The sequence below is a fragment of the Aeromonas sp. SER genome (assembly GCF_038739615.1).
In the GTDB taxonomy this organism is placed as follows: domain Bacteria; phylum Pseudomonadota; class Gammaproteobacteria; order Enterobacterales; family Aeromonadaceae; genus Aeromonas; species Aeromonas jandaei.
This window is the reverse complement of sequence record NZ_JBCGFC010000008.1, coordinates 170,269-184,990: the sequence shown is the minus strand read 5'-3', so window position 1 is coordinate 184,990 and position 14,722 is coordinate 170,269. Positions and strand designations below refer to the sequence as shown.

Annotated in this window: 10 protein-coding genes and 1 riboswitch; of the genes, 8 read left to right on the top strand and 2 right to left on the bottom strand. The window is 61.4% G+C overall.

The genetic code is table 11. The features are described from left to right. Positions 1-91: 91 nt before the first annotated feature. Genes AAHA41_RS13850 through AAHA41_RS13840 form a run of 3 tightly spaced genes read left to right on the top strand, consistent with a single transcriptional unit; the run spans position 92 to position 2,345 of the window. On the top strand, positions 92-754 hold the full coding sequence (locus AAHA41_RS13850) for an amino acid ABC transporter permease (RefSeq protein ID WP_323070152.1): 663 nt from the start codon (positions 92-94) through the stop codon (positions 752-754). Continuing rightward, complete coding sequence (locus tag AAHA41_RS13845; RefSeq protein ID WP_040067361.1) at positions 751-1,512, top strand: amino acid ABC transporter ATP-binding protein; 762 nt, start codon at positions 751-753, stop codon at positions 1,510-1,512. The genes AAHA41_RS13850 and AAHA41_RS13845 overlap by 4 nt, the downstream gene beginning before the upstream one ends. Next, complete coding sequence (locus tag AAHA41_RS13840) at positions 1,509-2,345, top strand: transporter substrate-binding domain-containing protein (protein WP_040067363.1); 837 nt, start codon at positions 1,509-1,511, stop codon at positions 2,343-2,345. Before AAHA41_RS13845 ends, AAHA41_RS13840 begins: the two co-directional genes overlap by 4 nt. Positions 2,346-2,496: 151 nt before the next feature. Here AAHA41_RS13840 and gbpA read toward each other — a convergent pair whose 3' ends face one another. Together gbpA and AAHA41_RS13830 are read right to left on the bottom strand one after the other, a co-directional pair. After that, a complete protein-coding gene (gbpA, locus tag AAHA41_RS13835; protein WP_323070150.1) occupies positions 2,497-3,918 on the bottom strand; it encodes an N-acetylglucosamine-binding protein GbpA in 1,422 nt (473 codons plus the stop codon). Positions 3,919-3,983: 65 nt separating this feature from the next. After that, a riboswitch (cyclic di-GMP riboswitch) is annotated at positions 3,984-4,069 on the bottom strand. Positions 4,070-4,333: 264 nt separating this feature from the next. Further along, positions 4,334-6,016, bottom strand: a complete 1,683-nt coding sequence (locus AAHA41_RS13830; RefSeq protein ID WP_323070148.1) for a methyl-accepting chemotaxis protein — start codon at positions 6,014-6,016, stop codon at positions 4,334-4,336. Between the two features lie 289 nt (positions 6,017-6,305). Between AAHA41_RS13830 and AAHA41_RS13825 the strand changes: the two genes are divergently transcribed. From AAHA41_RS13825 to AAHA41_RS13805, 5 genes are all read left to right on the top strand, one after another. Next, positions 6,306-8,150, top strand: coding sequence for a M3 family metallopeptidase (locus AAHA41_RS13825; protein WP_323070147.1), 1,845 nt, complete (start codon positions 6,306-6,308; stop codon positions 8,148-8,150). A 569-nt stretch (positions 8,151-8,719) separates the two neighbouring features. Continuing rightward, positions 8,720-11,104 carry a poly-beta-1,6 N-acetyl-D-glucosamine export porin PgaA gene (gene pgaA / locus AAHA41_RS13820; protein WP_323070146.1) on the top strand — a complete coding sequence of 795 codons (2,385 nt, stop codon included), beginning with the start codon at positions 8,720-8,722 and terminating at the stop codon, positions 11,102-11,104. Continuing rightward, positions 11,104-13,062 (top strand): poly-beta-1,6-N-acetyl-D-glucosamine N-deacetylase PgaB, encoded by a 1,959-nt coding sequence (gene pgaB / locus AAHA41_RS13815; protein ID WP_323070145.1) that lies wholly within the window; start codon positions 11,104-11,106, stop codon positions 13,060-13,062. The genes pgaA and pgaB overlap by 1 nt, the downstream gene beginning before the upstream one ends. Then, the gene (pgaC, locus tag AAHA41_RS13810) at positions 13,059-14,309 is read left to right on the top strand and encodes a poly-beta-1,6-N-acetyl-D-glucosamine synthase (RefSeq protein WP_323070144.1); all 1,251 of its coding nucleotides are present in this window, start codon (positions 13,059-13,061) and stop codon (positions 14,307-14,309) included. The genes pgaB and pgaC overlap by 4 nt, the downstream gene beginning before the upstream one ends. Continuing rightward, positions 14,296-14,610, top strand: coding sequence for a hypothetical protein (locus tag AAHA41_RS13805; protein WP_323070143.1), 315 nt, complete (start codon positions 14,296-14,298; stop codon positions 14,608-14,610). The genes pgaC and AAHA41_RS13805 overlap by 14 nt, the downstream gene beginning before the upstream one ends. Positions 14,611-14,722 lie beyond the last annotated feature (112 nt).

Below are 14,722 nucleotides of genomic sequence, written 5' to 3'. Positions count from 1 at the left end.
TCGCTAATGCAGGCGAGGAGCCCGATGTGGGCACTTATCTTCCAGCTGCCACCCTCTCTCGTCACCAAGAAGCAGGAAAGGAGGGCTCAATATGGTCAATTCCGTTACTGAGCAGCTGACGCAGGCGCTGCCACTGCTGGCGGTGGGCGCGGGTCAGACCCTCGCTATCTCGCTGCTGGCTATCCTGTTTGCCACCCTCGGCGGTGTCGCTTACGGCGTGTTGGCACAACAGGGCGGCCGGTTGGTACGGGGGCTGCTGCGCAGCTATCTCGAGCTGTTTCGGGTGGTGCCGGTACTGGTGTGGCTCTATCTATTTTTCTTCGGGTTGCCGATCTTTTTCGGCCTCGATATTCCGGCCTTCTGGTGCGCCGTGCTGGTTCTTGCCCTCTGGGGCGCCAGCGAGGTGGGAGAGGTGGTGCGCGGTGGCCTCAACTCCCTCGCCCGTGGTCAGCAGGAGGCCGGCTTGGCGCTCGGGCTCTCGACCTGGCAGCTCTATCGCCATGTGTTGCTGCCACAGGCGTTGCAGCGGCTGACGCCGCCGACCATCAACATCTACACCCGCATCATCAAGACCAGTTCGCTGGCGGTGCTGATCGGGGTGGTGGAAGTGATCAAGGTGGGCCAGCAGATCATCGAGCGCACCTATGGCTCGCTACTTATTTACGGTCTGCTGTTTCTGTTCTTTTTTCTGGTCTGCTATCCGCTCTCGCTCGCCTCGCGCCGGCTGGAGCAACAATGGGGTAATGCGGTATGACACCTCTGCTTGAACTCGGTTCTGTCAGTAAACAGTTCGGTCCGAATCTGGTGCTGGATCGGATCAGCCTCAGCGTGCGCGCCGGGGAGGTGATCGTCATTCTGGGGCCAAGTGGTTGTGGCAAGAGCACACTGCTGCGCACTCTCAACGGGCTCGAGCCCATTCAGGGGGGCGAGATCCGCTTCGATGGTGTGTTGCTGGATGGTGCCACCGACTGGCAACGAGTGCGCCAGCGGATCGGCATGGTGTTCCAGAGCTATCACCTCTTCCCCAACCTGACGGTTCTGGAGAACGTGCTGCTCGGCCCCCTGCAGGTGCAAAAGCGGGAGCGGGCAGAGGCGCTGCTGCAAGCCGAGCAGTTGCTGACCCGCATCGGCCTGTGGGAGCGGCGCCATGACTATCCGCGCCAGCTCTCCGGCGGTCAGCAGCAGCGCATCGCCATCGTGCGGGCGCTGTGCATGAACCCGCAGGTGATGCTGTTTGACGAGGTAACCGCCGCCCTCGACCCCGAGATGGTGCAGGAGGTGCTGGAGGTGATCCGCGATCTCGCCGGCAGCGGCATGACCCTGCTTATCGTCACCCACGAGCTGGCCTTCGCCCGGGCTGTGGCGGATCGCATCGTCTTCATGGATGGCGGCCACATTCTGGAGCAGGCCGCCCCCCACCAATTTTTCGACAATCCCAGGAGCCAGCGTGCGCGCCAGTTCCTCGCCAAGTTTTCTTATACAAATGTCATCAAACGAAAGGAGTCAGCATGAAAAAAATCACCTCGGTTCTGCTTAGTGCCTTATTGGGACTGGGTATCGCCAGCGGCGCTGCCCATGCGGCGGACGGTTCCCTCGACAAGATCAAGGCGCGGGACAAGCTCATCGTCGGCGTATTCACCGACAAGCCGCCGTTTGGCTACGTGGACGAGAAGGGGAACTACGTCGGTTTTGACACCGATCTCGGCCGCCGCTTCGCCAAGGATCTGCTGGGGGACGAGAACAAGATCGAGTTCGTGGCGGTGGAGCCTGCCAGCCGCATCCCCTTCCTGCAGAGCGACAAGGTGGATCTGATCCTCGCCAATATGACGGTGACGCCGGAGCGGCGCGAGGTGGTGGATTTCACCAACCCGAACCTGCGAGTGGCGGTACAGGTGCTGGTGCCGGAAGGGAGCCCTGCCAAGAAACTCGATGATCTGGCCAGCAAGACCCTGATCGTGACCACCGGCACTACGGCCGACATCTGGCTGACCCGCAACCACCCGGAGTGGAAGGTGCTCAAGTTCGAGAAGAATACCGAATCCTTGCAAGCGCTGGCCCAGGGCCGTGGCGACGCCTATGCCCAGGACAACCTGGTGCTGTTCAGCTGGGCCAAGGAGAACCCGGGCTATCGGGTACTGCCCGAAAAACTGGGCTCGGAAGATCCCATCGCCCCGGCGGTGAAGAAGGGCAATATCGAGCTGCGTGACTGGGTCAACGACCGTCTCGCCAAGCTGGGTGAGGAGAAGTACCTGCTGAAACTCTATGACCAGTATGTGCGTGACAAGCTGAGCCCTGATACCGATCCGAATGATGTGATTGTCGAAGGAGGAAAATGGCAGGGTTAATGGACAAACCCTGTTTTGAAGAGTGTGTTGAGTGTGTGAAGTAAGTGAAGAGTGAGGTCTTGGTTCCGTTGGTATGCAAACCGCAAGGTTTGATTTTTCCGGGCGTCCCCTGCTAGAGAGGACGCCCTTTTTTTATGTGGCCAAGCGTGGGTTAGTGCACTTCATCCCACGCCATCTGCCAGTGGGAGCCGATGCCCGGCTCGTACTGGGTGGCTGTGGTGGTCCACTGCTGGCAGTAGCCGCTGTAGGGGAAGGGCTTGCACTGATAGACCTTGCCATTTTTTGGCTGCTGCACCTTGGTGCCGGCGGCATAGGATTTGAGCGAGTTCGGGAAGACGAAGTCGTATTCGCCACTGCTCTGCTCCTTGAACATCAGGTCCATGGTCTGCTGGATGGTCTCGCCACCCGCTTTCGGGGTGGCCTTGATCACCAGCTGGTGGTGACCTGCCTTGAGCCCTTCCAGCGCCATTGTGAAGGTGTGGCTGCTGTCCCTGATGTCGGCACTGCTTTCACCCTTGGCGACGCCGCCGTGGTCATAGAGGGTGTTGGTGACGGCCAGATCTCCCTGTGCGGTGACGGTGAAATCGAGGGTTGCCTTGCCGTTGTCCAGCACATAGTCGCTGGCCAGACCTCTGACGCTGATGCTGTCCACTACCGGCGGCTGCAGCTGTTGCAGATCAATCTCGACTCGATCCAGTTTGCTGTCTCGATGCAGATAGACGGGGTTCATACCGTAGACCGGATTGAACTGGCCATCGGCTCCTTGCTGACCGGCGCGGATCTGGCTCTGCTCTGCGTTGATCTTGCTGGCGAGGGCATGGGGCCAGTTGTTCTTCTGGCCCTGTTCGGCGGTGGTGATGGTCAGTACGGTCTGCAGCTCGGGGCGCTCGCCGTTGGCATCGAATACCCGGGTCATCGCCTTGTCACCCACTGCGAGATCGATGGAGGGGTAGATGGTGCCTGCCTGACTCCACTCCAGCGGCGGCTGGCTGCCATCTTTGAATTTGGCGTCGATGACGTTGTAGAAGCTGTTGCTGGTGTCGCCCACTTCCCACACGCCGAGGATCACCTGATAACCGGTGCGCTCCGGCAGGATGCAGTTATGGGTCACCTGCTTGGGCGGCTGCACCATATTGCCGTCGATGACGCAGAAGGGGGTCAGGTCGAACGAGGCGCGGGTGAGCGGCTGGTTGGGGTTCCAGTCCTGCTTGGTGAGGTAGTAGCGCCAGTTACGGGTGACGTGGTTGGCAGTGAAGGTCCAGCTTATGGCGAAGGGGCCGGGCTGTACTTCACGCTTGGTCCAGCGGTCGCTGGTCTGGATGTTGAGCTCGCTCCAGCGCGGGCTGCCCGCCGAGGCGATTTGACCATCCTGCGGGCCGCTCTGCGGGAAGCCTGATGGCCCCTCCACGCTCTGGGGCTCCCACTGCACGCCGCCACACTGGCTGTTGCCACCGGTTTTGCACAGGTAGTTGCGGCTCTCGGGCTGGCTGATGTAGCCGTGAGCCAGGGCGCTGCCGCTGGCCAGCAGGGCCAGCACCGTTGCGATGTGATTGAGTTGGATTTTTGCTGCCATACATTCCTCTGTTCGATAGATGTGGGCAGTCAGTTGGCCGGGGAGTTCCCCGATGCACACTTGCGTGTGGCAACCCCGCTATCCTGGACAAAACGTCTGTAGACCGGAGGCTTTGCGTCCCGACCTTTCGGTCAGTTTGCCAAATGACTAGATGGTTAGTGATGGGCCAAATGTTCGGCCATCACCATTGTGCACTGCATTGATTAATTATTTGAAGTTAAATGTTTAAATACATCGTTCAGCGACGCACAAATCATTCTAACTGACTGTTTTTAAATTGTTCTCTAATTTGTGAATGGCGTCGAATGCCGTTGAATATGCCGATAAGGTGCATGCCGATTGCGTGTTGGCGGCGTAAAAAAACCTGCCAGCTTGGCTGGCAGGTCGGGTGACAAAGCGACACGGGTTGACGCCATCAATGACGGGCGCGCTGCTCTCCGGAGGGGGGAGACACAGGAGCCATCATTGGCGCAGTGGAGGGCTCCTTGCCCAGTTTGAACACCGCAAGCCGCTCATCCAGGCTGCGGGAGAGACCGGCCAGCAGTTCACTCTCCTGCGCCAGTTGCGAGGCGGACTGGGACATCTCCAGCGCCGAGTCGTTGATGCCGCTGACGTTGCGGTTCATGTCCTCGGCCACCATGCTCTGCTGCTCGGCGGCGGTGGCGATCTGGGTCGCCATGTCGCTCACATGCTGGATGTGGTTGACGATCAGGGTGAGATCCTGGCCCGCCTGCTGGGATTGATCGACGCTGCTCTCCGCCAGCTTGCGGCTGGCATCCATAGCATTGGCTGCACTGACGGCCCGTTGTTGCAGCTGGGCAATGGTGCTCTGGATCTCCTCGGTGGACTGGCGGGTGCGGCTGGCCAGTTGGCGCACCTCGTCGGCCACCACGGCAAAGCCACGGCCCTGCTCGCCGGCTCGGGCTGCCTCGATGGCGGCGTTGAGGGCCAGCAGGTTGGTCTGATCCGAGATGGCACTGATGACCGCCGTCACCTCGCCGATCTGCATGACCCCCTCTTTGAGCTGATTGACCTGTTGGGTCGCCTGTTCCACTTCGCTGGCGAGCGCCTTGATGCCGTTCACGCTGGCGTGCACATCCTGGTTGCCGAGGCCGGCCTCACCGGTCGCCTCCTGGGTATCGCGCGCAGTGTTCTCGGCATGACCCGCTACGTCAGAGATGGTGGTACTCATCTCGTTCATGGCGGTAGCGAGTTGGGCCAGCTGATCCCGCTGGTTGGTGACCGCCTGATTGGTCTGCTCGGCGGAGGCGGCGATGCGCAGGGCGGCATCGGCCACGTTGCGGGCCCCCTGACTTGCCTCCAGCAGCGCGTGGCGGATGGCATCGAGACTCTGGTTGGTGCAGCTGGCCACCATGCCCAGCTCATCCTTGCCCTGCACCGGAATAGTGACCACCAGATCGCCCCTGGCGACTCGCTGCATGGCGTGGTTGATCTGGTTGAGCGGGGAGACGATGGAGTGGGTGATGCGCCAGCCCAGCAGCCCCATCAGCACAATGACGATGGCGGTGGCACTGCCCATCTTCATGTATTGGGCCCAGATGGTCTGGTGGATGTCCTGCAGCAGCATACCGGTGCCGAGGATCCAGCCCCAGGGTTGATAGCCAGAGACCATGGAGAGCTTGTCAGCGGTTTCCCCAGACGGGCCGGTCCAGATGTATTGCAGGGTTCCCTGCTTGCCTCCACGGGCGATGTCGACCATCTGGAACCAGAACTGCCCTGCGGTGGCACCCGAACCCTCTCCCATGGTCTGGCCGACCAGTTCGGGCCGGATGGGATGTACCAGCATCTTGCGGCTCTCGTCGATGACGAACAAATAGTTGTTGCCATCAAAGCGCATGTGGGTCAGCAGCTTGCGTGCCTCCTGCTGCGCCTGCTCTGCCGGCAGGGTGCTGGCCAGAAACTGGATCTGGCTCATGGCCTGTCCCAGCACGGCATTGAGTCGTGCTTCCCGTTCACTCATCAGATTGCGCTGGAGTGCGTTGGCGGAGATGAGCAGCAGTGACACGAAACCGACAAACGCAACCGTGAGCAGCAAGATCAATTTGCGGCTCACGGTGATATCACCGAGCTTGAACATGACTAACCCCTCGTTATCCCGTTGATGTTATGGTGGCTCGATACAGCGGTAGCCTCTATCTCTACTTGCTGAATGTCTCATTTAACAATTCATTTACTTTCAGAGGCTTGGCGAGCCTGTTTAAATGAGCGTTTTAACATCAGTATAGTCAGCAGAGGTTACAGCCCGCTTTCGGGTAGCATGTTGAAAAGGGTTTCTTCGCACGATTTGCCGAAAAATGTGAATAGCTTGGCATTTCACCAACCAGAACAGGGGCCATCCGGAGCGCTCCTGCGACAAGAGGGAATTTATGAGTTCGATTGCCAGAGAGTATTTTGACCAGCTCAATCGCGACTATCTGCAGGTTCACAGACGCAAGGAGGATCTGTTCTGGGCCACCTATATGGGCACCAGCGACGATCAGGCCGGATTTACCGCAGCCGAGCAGGCCTACAAGGCCTTTTGCGCCAATCCGGAGCGGTTGCCGGAACTGCGCAAGATGCACGCCCTTGCCGAAGATGAGGAGTTAAAACGGGGTCTGGCGGGCTGGATCGCCTTTTTCGAGTGCAACGTCATCGAGGATCCCGCTGCCGCCGCCCTGATGGATAAGCTGGTGGCTGCCGAGGCGGATCTGTTTGCCCGCCGCAAAGGGCTGAAACTGACCCTGCTGGATGAGCAGGGCCAGCAGGTGGTTGGCAGCCTGCCCGCCGCCAGCACCTCGCTGGCCGCCAGCTCGAACGAGGCGGTGCGACAAAGCGCCATCGCCATGTTCCACACCCTGGAGCAGTGGGTGGTCGGCAACGGCTTTCTCGAGGTGGTGGCGCTGCGCAACCGCTTTGCCCGCGCCATGGGCTATCGCGACTACTTCGCCTATAAGGTGCGCAAGAACGAACAGATGAGCCCGGATCAGCTGTTCGCCATCCTCGATGACTTCATCGCCCGTACCGACGCCCGGCTGCAGCAGAGTCTGGTCGAACTGACAGCGGCCAAAGGGGAGGCGGCCCTGTTGTCCCACAACCTGCGTTACTTCGTCAGTGGCGACGTGACCCGCCAGCTCGACCCCTATGTGCCCTTCTCGAGGGCGCTGCGGGACTGGGTCGAGAGTTTCCGCAGGCTCGGCATCCAGTATCGCGGTGCGACCCTCACCCTGGACTTGCTGACCCGGGAGGGGAAATACGAGAACGGCTTCTGCCACGGCCCGGTACCGAGCTTCTTCCAGCAGGGTGAGTGGATACCTGCGGTGGTCAACTTCACCAGCCTGGCCGATCCAGCGCAGGTGGGCAGCGGCTGGAACGGCCTCAATACCCTGTTCCACGAGGGTGGCCACGCTGCGCACTTTGCCAATGTCACCGGCAACGCCCCCTGCTTCTCTCAGGAGTTCCCGCCCACCTCCATGGCTTATGCCGAGACCCAGTCGATGTTCTGCGACAGCCTGCTGGACGATGCCGACTGGCTCAAACGCTACGCCAGAAACGCGGCAGGAGAGGCGATCCCCGATGCGCTTATCAAGGAGATGATCGAAGCGCGTCAGCCGTTTCGCGCTTTTAACGAACGCCAGATCGCGCTGGTGGCCTACTTCGAGCGGGATCTCTACGCCATGGATGAGAGCGAGCGCACTCCCGAGGTTGTGCTGGCACTGGCCCGCAAGTGGGAGCGCAAGATCCTAGGGGTCGAGAGCCCGCGCCCGTTGCTGGCCATTCCGCACCTTCTTAATCAGGAGTCGGCTTGCGCCTATCACGGCTACCTGCTGGCGCTGATGGCGGTGGAGCAGACCCGCGCTTACTTCCTCAAGCGTGATGGCTACCTCACCGACAACCCGCGCATCGGGCCGGATCTGGCTGCCCACTACTGGGGGCCGGGCAACGGCATGACTCACGATGAGACATTGCGCAGCCTGACCGGTGAAGGCTTCAGTGCCGTGCCGCTGGCCGAGGCGTGCAACCTGAGCGCCGCTGAGGCGTGGCAACTGGCGCAAGCCTGCATGGTCGCCGCGCAGCAGCGCCCCGCGGCGGGTGAGGGAAGCCCGCTCGACGCCCATATCCGGGTGGTACACGGCGCCGAGCTTATCGCCGACAACAGCGAGTCGGAAACCCGCATGCTGGCCGATTTCGAGGCGTGGATCCTGAGCCACAGCGCACGAGCTTCTGTTGCGTAAGCTGGAATGCTCCCGGTTCTTGAGCTGGGGGCACTCTTGGCGTGGTTCTGATGTATGTTCGCGGCTATGGCTGGTACAGCTTCAGAAATGTTGACGACACAGACTGTCGCATAATGCTTTTGGTATGCGGATTTCAGATTAAATATGTATTCATATGAATAGGCCTGTGCGGAGCAGGCCATAAGCTCATGGAACCTTATCGCCTCGGGTTTTTGTTTATTTTGTTAATAGTGTTTTCTGTAGTTATCTTTGTGCATAAAGATTGTTCTATTCACCCGCTTGAGAACCATTCCCATCTGCTTGTGTTGACTAAATTGTCCACAGTCGCAGAATCGCCCTCCTTGCCACCCCCGATGTGAATCGGGTTCGGAAAGCCTCAGATCTCCGCCCGGAGATGGCTGGGCCGCACATAGGAAAGGTGCTGGCCCACTGCCCGCCTTTCACCCTCGAAATCAGCACACAAGTCAGGAAGCCCTCTTGCTCGTCAGGCAGGAGCGGACGGGTGTGTATATCCGCATGGCCGTGCAGGGACGATACGACCAGCGTTTGTTATGGGTGGTATGTTGCGAATGAATCGCATCTTTTTGATGTTGGCGCTGCTGCCCCTGCTGGTGTGTGCCAGTGAGGTGGACAGAGTGCGTGAAGCCTGGGTGATCAAGGCCCGGGCGGGAGAGCTGGATGCGGCAGCGCACGGGCTGGATGCTCTCTATCGACAAAGTGGTGATGGCAAGGTGCTCGATGACCTGATTGCCGTGCAGTTGTGGCGGGGTGATCGCAAGGGGGCACTGGCCGCCTGTGAGCCGTGCGAGATCAGCCCCATCAGCAACAGTACGCTGGAAGGGGTGGCCCGTGCCGCCCGCGACGAGAAGCGCTACTCCGAGGCGATCAGCTATTACCGCATCCTGCAGAGACGCGATCCCGCCAACCGCAATGGCTGGCGCGGGCTGTTTCTCACCGCCAGTGATCAGGGCAACCGCGAGCTGGCCCGCCACGCTGCGGGTAAATATGAGGCCAACTTTGGCCGCGATCAGGCGATCCTCGAAGCCCGCATCTATGCCGCCCGTCAGGGTGAGGATCCCATGGGCGAGCTGTTGGCCCGCCAGCAGTGGCTGGAGCTGGAGCCGGATAACCACGAACAGGTGCTGGCACTCTATCGGGTAGCCGTGAGCCTGGGAGCGGGGCCTGCCGCTGCGGATCTGATGGGCCGTTACCCCAAGCTGTTCAAACCGGTCGACCGGCTCTGGCTCGACTACTACCAGGCGGTCAATCTGCTGCGGATCTCGGCTCAGACCGAGGATCCGGCGCTGGCCCGCCGCTCCCTTACCCGCACGCTGGCGCTGCAAGAGCGGATCCTGGCCCGCGCCCCCCACGATCATGTGCTCTATATCAGTGCCCGTCGCGATGTAGTGGTGACCCTGGTGGCCCTTGGCGATTTTGCTCGGGCCGAACGGGAGTCCGCTACGCTGCAGGCCGAAGGACCATTACCTGACTATGTGCTGGAGGCACGCGCCGATGCGCTGGCCGGGCTGGGACGGGTGGATGAGGCTTCCGTGATTTACCAGCAACTGGCGACGCCGGCACGGGCCAAAGACAAGCGCCTGCTGGAGAAGCGCTTCTATGCCTATTCGGATGGCGAGCGCTATGGTGCGGCACAGGGTCTGCTGGCCGGTTGGCAGGAGCCACCGACTCGCTGGGATTTCACCGGCAACATGCGGATGGCCAACGACGACTACGAGAAGGTATTGCAGCTGAAAACCTTGCTGCAGGCCTGGCGTGGTCAGGCGGGCGCCGCAGAGGCTCAGTTGGAAGCGTGGCTGCAAACCGCACCAGCCAATCCCTGGCTCTGGCTGCAACTGGGGGATATTCGCCGCTGGCGGGGCCATCCCGACGGGGCCGAGCAGGCATATCGGCAGGCCGTGCGCTGGCTGCCAGCAGGTCGCACCGTGCTGGCCGAGCCGGGTCGCCTCAATGCCCAGCTCGACAAGGGGGACTGGCAGGGCACGCCGCAGGCCGTGCGCACCCTTGGCAACCTGACCCGGGATCGTCAGGAGTTGCAGCAGCGGCTGGCTCTGGAGCAGGCCCCGAAATTTGTCACCGACCTGACCCATGGCCGCAACGAAGGGGGCTCGGTGCAGGCCAGCCGTGACTGGAGCTACGACAGCCGCCTCTACAGCGCTCGCAGCGATGGCGGTGATCGGCTGTTTGTCCGTCGTCAGGGCAGCTTTGGCGAGTTCGACCAGCAGCCCGAACGCGCCGCCTATACCGGGCTGGGGGCCGAGCTTTCTTTCTACCCGCTGCAGCTGACGCTGGAGGGGGGGGCGGGCAGTGAGCTCAACCACAAAGGCTATCTGTGGAGTCGCCTCGACTGGCGGCTGGATGATCACTGGACGCTGGGCTCGGCCATCAACCTCAACAGTGCCGACACCCCGCTGCGGGCATTGGCGCGCGGCAACTACGCCGATCAATACCAGCTCGATCTGGGCTGGCGTCAGGATGAGACCCGCGAGGGGGCACTGCGGCTGGAGCGGATGGATATCAGCGATGGCAACCGGCGGCTGACGGCCTCCGGCTGGCTGCGTCAGGATCTCTGGCGCCGGGATCGCTGGTGGTTTGATACCACCTTGCGCGGCGCCACCTCACGCAACGAGGCGGTGGAGGTCGACTACTTCAACCCCCTGCAGGATCGCAATCTGGAGCTGGAGCTGGCGGGGCGCTATCGACTGCCGCTGGACGGGCGTCGCTCTTTGCTGCAGAGCCTGACCATGAGTGGCAATCACTACTGGCAGCAGGGCTATGGCAGCGATCAGGGGTGGCAGCTCAGCTATCGCCATGACTGGATCCTCTCTCCTGCTCTCAGCCTGGGCTATGGCCTGGGCCGCCGTCAGGCCATCTATGACGGCAACCCCGAGTTCGGAAATTTCATCTTCGCCAATCTGCAATGGAGTTTCATGTGATGAAACGCTGGCTTGCTCCTTTCGTTTTGCTGCTTGCACTGCTGCCTTCGCTGACGCAGGCGGCCCGGCAACCCGATGACTACGTGGTGCTCTGCTACCACGATATCGTCGATCTGAAATTGACCCCCAACCTCAAGCTCTATCCCCAGACCATCCGGCGCGACACCCTGATCCGCCACTTCAACTGGATCAAGCAGCAGGGCTATCACCCGGTCAGCTTCCAGCAGATCCTGGATGCCAAAGCGGGTAAGGCACCGCTGCCGGAGAAGGCGATCCTGCTCAGCTTCGATGATGGCTACGAGAGCTTCTACCGGCTGGTCTATCCGCTGCTCAAGCTCTACAACTATCCGGCGGTCTTTGCGCTGGTGGGCAGCTGGCTGGATGTGGCCGATGACAAGATGGTCCCGTACGGCAATGACAAACTGCCGCGCAGCTACTTCGTCGGCTGGCCGCAGATCCGCGAGATGCAGGACTCCGGACTGGTGGAGCTGGCCTCCCACACTTTTACCTCCCACTACGGGCTGCTCGCCAACCCGCAGGGCAACGTGCAACCGGCGGTTACCACCGCAGGCTGGAGCCAGAATGGCTACGAGAGCATGGCCGACTATCGGGCCCGGATAAAAGCCGACTTCGACGCATCGGCCAGTCAGCTCAGGGAGCAGACCGGTCGGGCACCACGGATCCTGGTCTGGCCCTACGGCGCCTTCAATCAGACTGCGCTGGATCTCGCCCGTGCGGCGGGGATGCCCTACACCTTCACCCTGGCGGAAGGGCTCAACAAGCTGAGTGACTCGGGCAGCACGGTGCGCCGCTATCTGCTGGAGGAGGACACCAGCCTCGAAACTCTGGACGAGATCATGGGGGGCAATACCTGGGAGCGGCAGGTGGAGCGGTTGGTGCACGTGGATCTGGACTATGTCTATGACAAGGATCCGCAGCAGATGAACAAGAACATCGACATGCTGCTGGACCGGATCAAGGGTTACGGCATCACCACCGTCTATCTGCAGGCCTATGCCGATGACAACGGCGACGGGGTAGCGGAGGCGCTCTACTTCCCCAACCGTCATATGCCGGTCAAAGCAGATCTCTTCAATCGGGTCGCGTGGCAGCTTAAGACCCGGGCCGGGGTCAAGGTGTTCGCCTGGATGCCGGTGATGGCCTACGACATGGGGCCGAACCATGCCTATGTCACCGACAGCCGTACCGGCACTCCGGCCAAGGGGCAGTATCTGCGCCTCTCGCCCTGGGATCCTGCCAGCCGTCAAATCCTTTTGGATATCTACGAGGATCTCGGTTTTTACACCAAGTTCGATGGCCTGCTGTTCCATGACGATGCCTTCCTCAGCGATTACGAGGGGCCGATGCCGCTGGCTCGCACCCCGGATGCACTGCAGGCGCAGGGGGAGCAGAAGACCGATCTGCTGATCGATTTCACCATGGCGCTGCGCGATGCTGCTGCCCGTTACCGTCAGGGGGGATCCGACGGCCTCAAAACTGCCCGCAACATCTATGCGGCGCTGGTGACCGAGCCGCAATCCCAGCAGTGGTTTGCCCAGAGCATGGCGGCGTTTGCCAAGGCCTATGACTACACCGCCGTGATGGCGATGCCCTATATGGAGCAGGCAGAAAACCCCGATGAGTGGCTGGCCAGGCTGGCGGAAGATTCACTGGCACAGGTGCCGGCCAATCGGCTGGTGTTCGAGCTGCAGAGCCGCAACTGGCGTACCGACCAGCCCATCCCCGATGCCGAGCTGGCGCGCTGGATGCAGATCATCCAGCGCAAGGGGGTGACCAACTTTGGCTACTACCCGGACGATTTTCACAACAACCAGCCGGATCCGGCGGTGCTCAAACCGGTCTTCTCGGTGCAGACCCAGCCTCAGCCGGCCCAGCTGCCGGCGACGCCGGTTGCTGTCAGCGGCGCTGCGGCCACCCACGGGGAGGCGATGCGGTGACGGCGCTTCTGGAAGGGATCGCCATCTTTACCCTGGCCTATCCCAGTCTGATGGCCATGGTGTGGGTTTGTGGCGGTCTCTATTACTACTTCCAGTGGGAGCGGCGGGATATCGCGCTGGCCAGGCGGGGGCTGGAGCTCCCCTATTACCCCAAAGTGACCTTGATGGTGCCTTGCTACAACGAGGGGGCCAATGTCGAGGAGACCATCGGCCACCTGTTGCGCCAGCGCTATCCCGATTTCGAGGTGCTGGCCATCAACGACGGCAGCAAGGATGACACAGGTGCGCGGCTGGATCGGCTGGCGCAGCAGGATCCGCGCCTGACCGTGCTCCACCAGCACAATCAGGGCAAGGCGATGGCGCTCAACAACGGGCTGGCCGTGGCCAGCGGGGAGATCCTGGTCGGCATCGACGGGGATGCGGTGCTGGACTATGACGCGGTGCGCTGGATGGTGAAGCACTTCATCGAGAGCCCGAGGGTCGGGGCGGTCACCGGCAATCCGCGGGTACGCACCCGCTCCACCATCATCGGCAAGATCCAGACCGGCGAGTTCAGCTCCATCATCGGCCTCATCAAGCGGGCCCAGCGGATCTACGGCACTGTCTTCACCGTCTCCGGGGTGGTGGTGGCCTTTCGCAAGCAGGCGGTCGAGGCGGTCGGCGGTTGGAGCAATGACATGGTGACCGAGGACATCGACATCAGCTGGAAGCTGCAGCTGGCCGGCTGGCTCATCCACTATCAGCCGCAGGCGCTCTGCTGGGTGCTGATGCCGGAGACGGTGCGCGGTCTCTACAAGCAGCGGCTGCGCTGGGCGCAGGGTGGCGCCGAGGTGTTTCTGCGCTACGGGTTGCAGGCGATGCGCTGGCGCAACCGCCGCTTCTGGCTGCTGCTGCTGGAGTATCTCTCCAGTGTTGCCTGGTGCTACAGCATGTTGCTGCTGGCGCTGATCTGGCTGATTGAGCCTGATGTGAGCGGGCTGGCGGTGGGCCACCTGTTCCAGTGGAGCGGGGTGATGATGACCGCGATTTGTCTGGTGCAGTTCGGGGTCAGCATCCTTATCGACAACCATTACGACAAGCGCATGGCCCGCAGCTTTATCTGGTGTGTCTGGTATCCGCTTATCTACTGGTTGCTCAATCTGGTGACCGTGGTGGTGGCGGTGCCCAAGGCGATCCTGCGTCGTCGTGGCCAGCTGGCGGTGTGGGAGAGTCCTGATAGGGGAGAGTCGTTCCGTGACAAAACATAAGCTGGCGAACGAGATGATCATCAGCAACGGCGCCCGGCGCAGCTGGAAGTACCGGCTGCGGGATCTGCTGATCCTGCTGGTGACCTGGGGGGGCTGGTTGTTTCTGGCGCTGCAACCCTGGCTCAACTATCTGGAGACGGAGGAGGATGAGAGCTTTATCGGTTCGCTGGATGCCATCGAGGTGGGGCAACTGTTTCTGGCCCTGTTGTTCGGTATCTTCCTGCTGATCCACTCCTGGGCAAAATACAACAAGCTGCTGCACCGGCTGGTGGGCAAGCAAGCAGCCCCGAAATCGCCGTGAGCATGAGGGGCCAGTCGGCCCCTCACTTTTCATCACCGGTCACGGGCTGCGAAGCGGGCGGAGTATCCTGAGCATTTTTCCGGGCCGGTTTGTCATCCTGATGTCGCCGCCC

Coding starts and splice junctions, on each gene's coding strand:
- AAHA41_RS13840 (WP_040067363.1), top strand. CDS start 1,509: ATGAAAAAAATCACCTCGGTTCTGCTTAGTGCCTTATTGGGACTGGGT.
- pgaA (WP_323070146.1), top strand. CDS start 8,720: ATGAATCGCATCTTTTTGATGTTGGCGCTGCTGCCCCTGCTGGTGTGT.
- AAHA41_RS13830 (WP_323070148.1), bottom strand. CDS start 6,016: ATGTTCAAGCTCGGTGATATCACCGTGAGCCGCAAATTGATCTTGCTG.
- AAHA41_RS13850 (WP_323070152.1), top strand. CDS start 92: ATGGTCAATTCCGTTACTGAGCAGCTGACGCAGGCGCTGCCACTGCTG.
- pgaB (WP_323070145.1), top strand. CDS start 11,104: ATGAAACGCTGGCTTGCTCCTTTCGTTTTGCTGCTTGCACTGCTGCCT.
- AAHA41_RS13825 (WP_323070147.1), top strand. CDS start 6,306: ATGAGTTCGATTGCCAGAGAGTATTTTGACCAGCTCAATCGCGACTAT.
- AAHA41_RS13845 (WP_040067361.1), top strand. CDS start 751: ATGACACCTCTGCTTGAACTCGGTTCTGTCAGTAAACAGTTCGGTCCG.
- gbpA (WP_323070150.1), bottom strand. CDS start 3,918: ATGGCAGCAAAAATCCAACTCAATCACATCGCAACGGTGCTGGCCCTG.